The following is an 8,679-nucleotide window of genomic DNA, read 5'->3' as shown; positions in this document are numbered from 1 at the left end:
GATCCGCCTGGACACCGACGGGCGGGCCTACTACCGGCGCAAGCGCGCCGAGGGCAAGCGGCCCCTGGAGGCGATCCGGTGCTTGAAGCGCAGGATCTCCGACGCCATCTAACGCCAGCTCGTCACCGACGCCGCAGCCGCCGAGATCAAGGTGGCTGAAGATGAGAACGCGGGTCCGGGAGGGCACCGCGGGGCGTCTCACGTATCCAGCGCGGCCGGCTCGAACCCGCTCACCAGCGCTTCGGATCAGCCACTTCCCGGACCCGCGCCAACGACGCTACGCCGCACGCCCACCACGCGGAAGACCCACCTCCACGCGACCGGTTGACAACAGAAGGGAGCCGGAGTGACGCCCGCGACGCCGGAACTCGTGGTCTATACAGATGGGCGCGGCATGAGATGTCTGCTCGCCTCGAGCATCTTCCAGAGAGGCAGAACCTTTTCCGCCTGACCGCGCAACGCGTGTACCGATGTCCGGGCTTCCTGCACGGTAAGTGTGTCGACGGGCAGGCGACCTCGCACGCGCAGGTGGGCCGTACCGATCATCGCCGCGGCGGCGTTGGCGAGCCAAGGCTCATCTACGTCCGCGGCCGAGATGGTTCGGAAGGGGCGGGCTATGTCTCCGGCGTCGAGGGCAACGTCGTAGTCATCGGCGTGGCGCAGATGCGTGGCAAGGTCCGCCAAGAAGGGAGCCCAACCCTGCTGCGCAGCGGCGGATCCGGGGCCCGGAATAGTCAGGCCAATCTCGACGGCAGGATTGAGGAAGTCGAAGGCCACATAGAGCGCCAAGCTGAGCCCGAACTTGTTGGAGGCGCGCTGCGGCCAATCCTTGGGCCAATACTGTGCCCCGACGAAGCTTCTCGACCACTCTGCTGGCTTGGTGACCGCCGTGCTCGATCCCCCAAGCCACATGGATTTGTATGCCGGTTGGGACCACGGCACACCGTCTTCTGCCAATACAGAGGTCAGCTCGTCGAAGAAGTCTCTTAACTGTGGGTACAGACGGTCAACGGCTACCCGTTGGGCCGCCGCCATCAGCCAGTAATCCTCCATGCGTATGCGGTTGAACACGCGTCGTACTCCTCGTCGGTCCATAAATGTGAGCAGGTCTTGCCGATGCCGTGCCTCATGAGGGCGCAGCCCGAGTTGGGCCTCAAGCACCGCGGCAATGTGGTGCCAGGGCAGCCAGTGGACCTTGAGGCCGAGACGACCGGTGATCGTGGTCATGTCCGAGGCGGCCTGCTCCAAGGACTCAGGACGCTGCCCGTCGGCCGTCACTGCAACCATGACCGGATCGTTGAGCCGCCGCCCTTGGGCCCAGTCGCGAACCGCCGCGTACTGCACCGCCACCTGGTGAACGTCTCGATCCTGGGAAGCATGCGGACCTGTGTAGGTACTGAACGGGGAATGCAGTTTCGCCTCAAACACGACGACATGCCGCCCCACGACGACGATCACGTCGGGCTCGATGACCCTTCCAGGCCAGCGAGGCATCGGGATCTGGGGCCACATGAGGATCTCTGCGTGGTCCCATTCGTCGGGCTTGGGCGTCACTCCTAGGATCGTGAGCAGGGGCCCTAACCCGTGCCGCGGATCGAGGTGACGCAATGTTCCGAATACCGCATCGGTCAGGAGGTCCTCGCTCCGGTCTCCGGGCAAGGTCGACTCCGGGTCGGTCTTCCCGTGGACCTCTGCCAGCATGTGCCCATCCTGAGGGCCAAGGTCACGGAAAGTCGCCGATTCGATCGGAAAGGCAGCACGGTCATCCGCTCTCGTACTCGTGCCAAACGGGCCCCATGTGGGCGCTTCGAGGCGGCGGGAGGACTCACCGAGACCCAGTGTCCCGAGCGGCGTCACGGCCGGGTGTCACGGGTTCAGACAGGACCCGCGGCCAGACAATGCGCCGAAGACGGCGTGTCCCCTGTAGGCAGCTGCTCGTACTACTGCGTGGCTTGCAGGATCAGCTTGAGCCGGTCGTCAGGGTCATAGGTAACGCGCTTTGAAGCCGTCCACCTCTGGTTGCCGGCTTCGAGGCTGACCCGATCGGTCGAGGCCAGGGTCGAGCACGGGTTACTGAGCCGTTGAGGACTGGATTGGCGGCGACACGCGCTTGGTCAAGGCTTTTTGGTGCGCTGTCGCGGCGGGTGGCCAACGTAGGGTCCGTCCTCGTGTGTCCTTCGAGGGCGCGGAACGTCTAGCTCGCAAGAGCCCGAAAGCCATATGCGCCCGAACTGGGTGCCCAACTATATGAGAGCCGGATCACACGTGTCAGCCGCCAAGAAGACCTCCAGTAGCTCTGGCGGGACGGTGGTGCTCGTCCTGCTGGCGATCATCGTCGCATTGGTCCTGCTTCCGATCGCCGGGACCCTCTATGGGTTGGTGCTCGTCGTGCGCTGGCTGGCCGCCCGCGAGACCGAGAACGGCTGGAAGGCAGTCGGCGGCGCAGCATTGGTGGCGGCTTCGGTCACCGCCGCCGCGGTGATATGGCCGCAGGTCTTCAACGGGACACCGACGACCACGGTGACGACCGCTCAATCAGCCACCCGCCCAGCGCTCGTCCAGCAGTCAGATTCCTCGGAGCCCGCGTCGGCGGGGAGCCACTCAGCAGGGCATGTAGAGGACGAGGTCGCAAAGGCTCGTCCGAAGATGCCTTCGGTGGTTGGCAGCTCGCTAGACGACGCTCAGAGAGCGTTCGATCTCGCAACAGTCGAGGATCTCTCTCCTCGGGATCGCATGCCTTTCGAGAACTCGAACTGGACGGTCATGGCGTCCACACCGGCCGCCGGGGCGGACCTGACGCCGGGATCGCACGTGGTCCTGTGGGTTCTCCGGAACGAAGAGGCGGCGTGGCTTGCGAAGCACCCGAAAATGCCAAAGGTCAAGGCCGGCTCGGACACGTCGTCACTGACAGATGCCGGCGGTCCCCTAGCAGGCATGTCGGACCTAGTGGAGACCCGATGGGCGAAGGGCCACGGTCCCGACGACGCGAGCAAATCCATCGAAGACCTTGACGGTCGAGGCGCACCGTCCGCGGAGCCGGCGGCCGAGGTCGCGGCCCGCAAGGGACTGAAGGAGTCCTATGGATCTGATTTTGTTAAAGGTCAGATCCCGACACCGGGTTCGATCGTCCGTCCCGGTCGTCTCTTGGTGATCTTGGAAGAGCAGAGGCCGGAGGAGGAGCTGGCGCCAGGCGACGACTACGTCGTCCCACTGCCCGGCAACGACAACGACGATGACGATGACGTGAACGTCCCGGGGTGGCTCTGCCCGACGCGTTTCTGCTGAGCGGTCAGTCCGCCTGAGTGCCAACGCGTCCTCAGTGGGTTGCCGCGAATTCCCGGACGCCCGCCGAGCTCCCACGCCAGCGTCCGGCGGGTTGGGCTCGGCGAGATCTTTCTGCGCCGTGCCCACAAGCGGGCCCGCGGTATTTGCGGCGGGGTGACTGCGCAGACGGACGATCGTCGGACGTGGGTAGTTAGCGTGCCAAGGTCCGGAGTGACCGCACGGAGTGAGACATTCACCGCGTGCACATCTACCTACCGTTCCTTTCGAACGTCCTTCTGCTCGCCGGCGCCGGCATCCAGTTCGTGCTCGCCGCCCGCGAGTCGGCTAAGCGCGAGAATGACGACCGCGCTGACGTGAGAGACCGCCGATCAGTTCGACGCATCGTGTCGCGTGAGCGCTGGTACCGCGACGGCTGGGTGGTGTTGATGCTCGGGACCGGAGTTGGCGCCTGGAGCACCTGGCCTTGGTGAAGAGGGTGCTCGTGTCACGGCGGCGCTGATAGGCCTTCTGGTCCGCTGGCGGCGGATAGACGAAGCCGCTATCGCGGCTGGATGGCCAGGGTCATTAATCGGACCAACCGCAGCAACTGGCATCCCCGTCCGCGCCTTGGGCGGTCGGCGCGGTGTCGAGGAGGGTCGGCCGATCGCGCTCGCCTGTGTAGCCACAGCCACCGTGCGATGGCGACTTAACGGTTCATGTACCGGTCTTCGAGGTAGCGAAGCAGATCACGGGGCGCCACGCTGTTCCGTCGGCTGCGGTTGCAGCAGGAATGTGCCAACTGAAGATTCGCTCTCTCGTGCCCCCCGCCGTAGCTGAAAGGGATCTTATGGTCAACATCAATGTCGTCACGCTGCATCGGCTCTCTGCACAAGGCGCACAGACCCAGCTGTTCGTCCCACATCTCATTCACGACTGACGCCAGCCAAAGCCTTCTGGGCGGCCCGGGTCGCAGCTCGCTAAGGACAGATGCTGTTTCAGCTACGAGAGCCCACAATTCACGGTCGGCATCGTCTCCGAGCCTCCGGGCACGATCAGCCAAGTCCCTTAAGTCTGCCATCAGGCGATTCGCCGACTTGCGTTTTGGGCCCTCGTGAGGTTGTTCCTAGCGCGCCGAAGCAAACTCTTGGCGGTCTCAACGTCGGCCCCAGACTCGCCTGCACGGACAAGGCCCTCGAGCGTGTCAATCATCAGTTTCAACTGGCTGCTGATCTCGGCGAGCTCTTGCTTGGACTTCGACTTGTAGCCGGAGAAGTTGTCCAGGTGGCTCGCGATCGCCTCCTCGACGCTTCCGATCCGATTTTCGAGGTTCGCGACGCGCCCCTCCAGCTGTGCCACGCGGTCCGCCAGCCCCATTGCTCACTCCTCGTCTCGGTGCACGGAGACCTAAACGTACGACTACCACTCCCACTGGCGCAGCGGTTCGGGCAGCTGGGCGCCTTCATCATCCGATTCGCACTGGTTCGGGGTCACTTGGGCACCCATTCGGCTGCGTTGCTTGCTGAACGCGCCCGTTTCAGGTGGTGGTGGTGGTGGCGTCGTCGGCGCCCCCAACATCTCCACTGCCCTCCGGGGCGCGGCGGATTGGAGCGCGTCGAACGGCGCGTTGCAGTGGTGCTCTCTGGGTCTCGTGCCTGACCGAGGCTCGCTGTACGAGACGTTGAGGCTCGGCCCGCCGGGCAGCGCTGGGCTCACGGTGGGCCGAGTCTTGAGGGATCGCGTCAGCGCTGTTGGGTGGGGTCGATCGCTGGGCCCTTTGGCGGCGCTGAACACGCGCAACTCGACGAGGGGGTTGACCCCGGGATGGAACCGTCGAGTCAGGCGAGGCTTCGGGCGCGGGCGGCATACCCGTGATCGTGCCGCCGCCAGGATCCGAAAGCAAGGTCGACATCTCGCGGCGGATAGACGCACCCAGTATTGCCATGGGTGTGCCGGAGCATGATTGTCAGTCCTTGCCTCTACGGTCGGGCCGACACTCGTCGATGGAGGGCGCCATGGCAAGGAAGGGGCACGGCCGAGTCGCCGTGAACGAGCCTGACTTGTTCTCGTCCGCGCCCGAACCGCAGTTGAGTTTGCGGTTGGGCCGCATGCGCTGGCCCAACCCCACGCTCTTCCCAGTAAATCACTCCGTCAGCCACGTGCAGGACCTCGTGTGGCGCGACCTCGTGTCCTCGCGGTCCCCCTTGGTGTTGGCGGGATTCGCCTCGATCACCAAGATCATCGAACTCGTTGCGGCGCTGGGTCACAATTCTCAGCCGTCCTCGTTGCGCATCCTGCTCGGAACCGAGCCCTTCGCTACCGAACGGGTGTCGTTTGGTTCGTCGGCGAAAGCGTTTACCGACGACGTACGTGCCTACTGGATGGAGCAGCACGGCGTCTCGCTGCTCCTCTCGGCGAAGATCGTGCACGCCATCGAAGCCCTCGATGCAGGTTGGCTTGAAGTGCGCTTCATTCCTGGACGAACGCGCCTGCATGCGAAGATTTACGTGGGCGACGCGGCAGCCACCGTGGGCTCCAGCAACTTCACGCATGCAGGCCTCAGCTCACAGTTCGAAGCCAACGTGCGGTACGAGCGGACAACTGACCGGGACGGTTACGAACGCGCCCGCCTGGCGGCCGAGAACTTCTGGGCCGTGGGCGACAACTGGGCCGACGAGCTCCGAGCGTTGCTGCGGGACATGCTCCAGTTCGTGTCTTGGCAAGAGGCACTCGCTCGAGCGTGCGCGGACCTGCTCGAGGGTCAGTGGGCCGCCGGCTACCTGGGCTCCACATCGGGCATCTCCCGGTTGTGGCCCAGCCAGGTCGCCGGAATCGCTGAGGCGTTGTGGGTGGTCGACAACGTGGGCAGCGTCCTGGTCGCGGACGCGACAGGGTCAGGTAAGACGCGAATGGGCGCCCACCTCGCCAGAGCCGTACGGGACCGGCTGTGGAGCACCGGGCGGGTCCGCGGGGATCTGACCGTCCTGGTGTGCCCTCCGGCAGTCGAAGAGCAATGGCGGCGCGAGGCGGTGTCCTGCGGTTTGACTGTTAACACGGTGTCGCATGGCCTGCTGAGCCGCGGGTCCAAACAGGGACCGCGTGTCGAAGAAGACGCGGTCGCCGCCGCTCAGATCCTCGCGATCGACGAAGCGCACAACTTCTTAGCCCTTGGTTCCAACCGCACTCATCACGTGCGGGGATCTTCGGCCGATCACGTCCTGATGTTCACAGCAACCCCGATAAACCGCAGCGCGCAAGACCTGCTGTCCCTTGTGGACCAGCTTGGAGCCGACAACTTCGCCGACGAAACCCTGACCATTCTGGATCGGCTGCATCGGTCCGCGACGGACTGGAGCCTCACGGAGGAGGAACGTTCCCAGCTCCGTGCCGAGATTCAGCGCTTCACCGTGCGTCGCACCAAGAGCATGCTCAACCACCTCGTCGACGCTGAACCCCAGGCGTACAGGCACCAGGCCACAGGGAGAATATGCCGCTACCCAGAGCATGTCAGCGCCTCCTATGCCACCGGCGAGGGCGAGGATGAATGCGCTTTCGCTGAGCAGATCAGCGAGGTGGCCGCCAGCCTCACCGGCGTTGCACGCATCGGTAGGATGATCAGCCTGCCGGACGGGCTGCGCAGGACATACACCGAAACGCAGTGGCTCGATAGCCGGGTCGGAGCGGCTCGAGGGCTGGCTGCGTACCAGGTACGCGCGGCGATGCGCTCATCCCAAGCAGCCCTCCTAGAGCACATCGTCGGGACTGAGCAGGCTGTCACGCGCCTGAGGATCGTCGGGCTGGTCAAGCCACAACCCACGGGCAACATGCTCGCCAAAGTGATGACAGCCATGGACGCCGGGCCGCCCTCGATCGAGCTCAGTTGCCCCATCCCGGACTGGCTCACCGACCTTCAGGCGTGGCGGGCAGCCTGCAAGGAAGAGCTTGAGCGCTACCGCGAGCTCGAACGACTCGCCCAGGAGCTCGGCAGCCGACGGGAGAAGGCGAAGGCCGACTTCGTGGCGGACCTCGCAGACCGCCACGAAAGAGTTCTCGCATTCGACCACCACCCGATCACGCTGGCCGTGATCCGGGAACACATCGGAGACGTCGAGGCACAGGTCGTCGTCGCCACGGGTGGCGCTACCGGCGAACGCAACGCGGTCCGACGCATCTTCGCCGCCGACTCCACGGCGCGCGGAATCGCCTTGTGCTCCGACGCGATGAACGAGGGCATCAACCTTCAGGGCGGGTCCGCTGTCGTGCAGTTCGACATGCCAACGACCCTGCGAGTAGCAGAGCAGCGGGTCGGCCGCGTCGACCGCATGGACAGCCCCCACGACCGCATCGAGGTGTTTTGGCCTGCAGACTCGCCCGCGTTCGCCACGCGCGCTGATGACCTCCTAGCGGCGCGCAACCAAGAGAGCGCCTCCCTCCTGGGTTCGAACTTGCCCATCCCCGCAGCACCGGGAGCGCTCGTCAGCCCCATGGACTTCGCCGCCATGGCGGAAGCCAACCGCGATCGATGGGATGGGCTTCAAGATGCGCTCGAGCCCGTGCGGGCACTGGTGACGGGTCCAACGGCGCTCATCGACGATCGCACCTACGCGGCGCACCGGGACACTCGCGAGCGGGTGCTCGCGCGGATCAGTCCGGTACGCACACGCACCGCATGGACGTTCCTCGCAATCCGCGGGGGATCCACCGGCGCCCCGAAATGGCTGCTCCTTGAAGACGGACGCTCAGAGCCCGTCGTGGGGCTGAACCGCGTCTCGGACCGCCTTAGGGAACTCCTAGCCGACAACCCACGTGGTGCCGAATTCGACGACCGCTGCGAGGACCTGCTTAGCCGCCTTCTCGCACGAGCCGAGCGAGCGGAGGTGGGACTCCTCCCTCGCAGGCACCAACGCGCTCTCAACCAGATGGACCGGATGACTCGACTCTGGGCTGGGCTCGCGCGTGCGCAAGGCCAAGCCGACGAAGCAGAACGCTGGGAGCATCTGGCGACGCTGGCTGCGGGCGAATCTGAGGCAGGTCGTGTGGATCTTCACCAGGCCGCCGACCTGTGGCTGAACTTCGTCAAGCCCTTCATCATGGCAACGAGGAATTCTCGCAGACGCAGCCCGTATAGCCGCCTGAAGGACATCGAACCAGCACTCGAACGCGCGCCTCTGCAGTTAGCCGTCGTCGAAGATGGCATGACGCGCCTGTCCGTCGTCGAGCCGCTGGCCCAGCGAGTGGCCGCCTGCATCCTCGGCGTACCTAAATAGCAGCAGCAGACCGACCTGACCTGCCCCCTTCTCACTAGCCTCCACAAACGGATGCGCGGCGGAAGGACGCACCTTCGTCGATGCGGCTGCCCCATGAAGGCAGGGCCCAACTAGGCGACACCATCTGCGTCACTGCCTTCCCTGCAGCGTG

The 8,679-nt window shown here is 65.1% G+C and carries 6 protein-coding genes; 3 read left to right on the top strand and 3 right to left on the bottom strand.

Annotated elements, in window-relative coordinates; translation table 11 throughout:
* Positions 1-375: 375 nt before the first annotated feature.
* Entirely contained in the window at positions 376-1,701 is a 1,326-nt protein-coding gene (locus tag ASG96_RS21075; RefSeq protein WP_057589300.1) for a hypothetical protein, read from the bottom strand.
* A gap of 564 nt (positions 1,702-2,265) precedes the next feature.
* Here ASG96_RS21075 and ASG96_RS21070 point away from each other — a divergent pair.
* Both ASG96_RS21070 and ASG96_RS21065 read left to right on the top strand, forming a co-directional pair.
* Positions 2,266-3,285, top strand: coding sequence for a PASTA domain-containing protein (locus ASG96_RS21070; protein ID WP_157611105.1), 1,020 nt, complete (start codon positions 2,266-2,268; stop codon positions 3,283-3,285).
* 239 nt (positions 3,286-3,524) lie between these two features.
* Positions 3,525-3,755: a hypothetical protein gene (locus tag ASG96_RS21065; protein WP_057589298.1), complete on the top strand. Its 231-nt coding sequence runs from the start codon at positions 3,525-3,527 to the stop codon at positions 3,753-3,755.
* Positions 3,756-3,970: 215 nt separating this feature from the next.
* Here the strand turns inward: ASG96_RS21065 and ASG96_RS24755 are convergent, their stop codons facing one another.
* Together ASG96_RS24755 and ASG96_RS21060 are read right to left on the bottom strand one after the other, a co-directional pair.
* On the bottom strand, positions 3,971-4,186 hold the full coding sequence (locus ASG96_RS24755) for an HNH endonuclease (RefSeq protein WP_369813657.1): 216 nt from the start codon (positions 4,184-4,186) through the stop codon (positions 3,971-3,973).
* 155 nt (positions 4,187-4,341) lie between these two features.
* A complete protein-coding gene (locus ASG96_RS21060) occupies positions 4,342-4,638 on the bottom strand; it encodes a hypothetical protein (protein ID WP_057589297.1) in 297 nt (98 codons plus the stop codon).
* A 668-nt stretch (positions 4,639-5,306) separates the two neighbouring features.
* Here ASG96_RS21060 and ASG96_RS21055 point away from each other — a divergent pair.
* Positions 5,307-8,528, top strand: a complete 3,222-nt coding sequence (locus ASG96_RS21055; RefSeq protein WP_162262066.1) for an SNF2-related protein — start codon at positions 5,307-5,309, stop codon at positions 8,526-8,528.
* The last annotated feature ends 151 nt before the right edge of the window (positions 8,529-8,679 follow it).

The sequence above is a fragment of the Terrabacter sp. Soil810 genome (genome assembly GCF_001429645.1).
GTDB lineage: Bacteria > Actinomycetota > Actinomycetes > Actinomycetales > Dermatophilaceae > Terrabacter.
The sequence above is the reverse complement of the archived record's forward strand: the minus strand, read 5'-3'. Positions and strand labels throughout refer to the sequence as shown.

Coding starts and splice junctions, on each gene's coding strand:
- ASG96_RS21075 (WP_057589300.1), bottom strand. CDS start 1,701: ATGCTGGCAGAGGTCCACGGGAAGACCGACCCGGAGTCGACCTTGCCC.
- ASG96_RS21060 (WP_057589297.1), bottom strand. CDS start 4,638: ATGGGGCTGGCGGACCGCGTGGCACAGCTGGAGGGGCGCGTCGCGAAC.
- ASG96_RS24755 (WP_369813657.1), bottom strand. CDS start 4,186: ATGTGGGACGAACAGCTGGGTCTGTGCGCCTTGTGCAGAGAGCCGATG.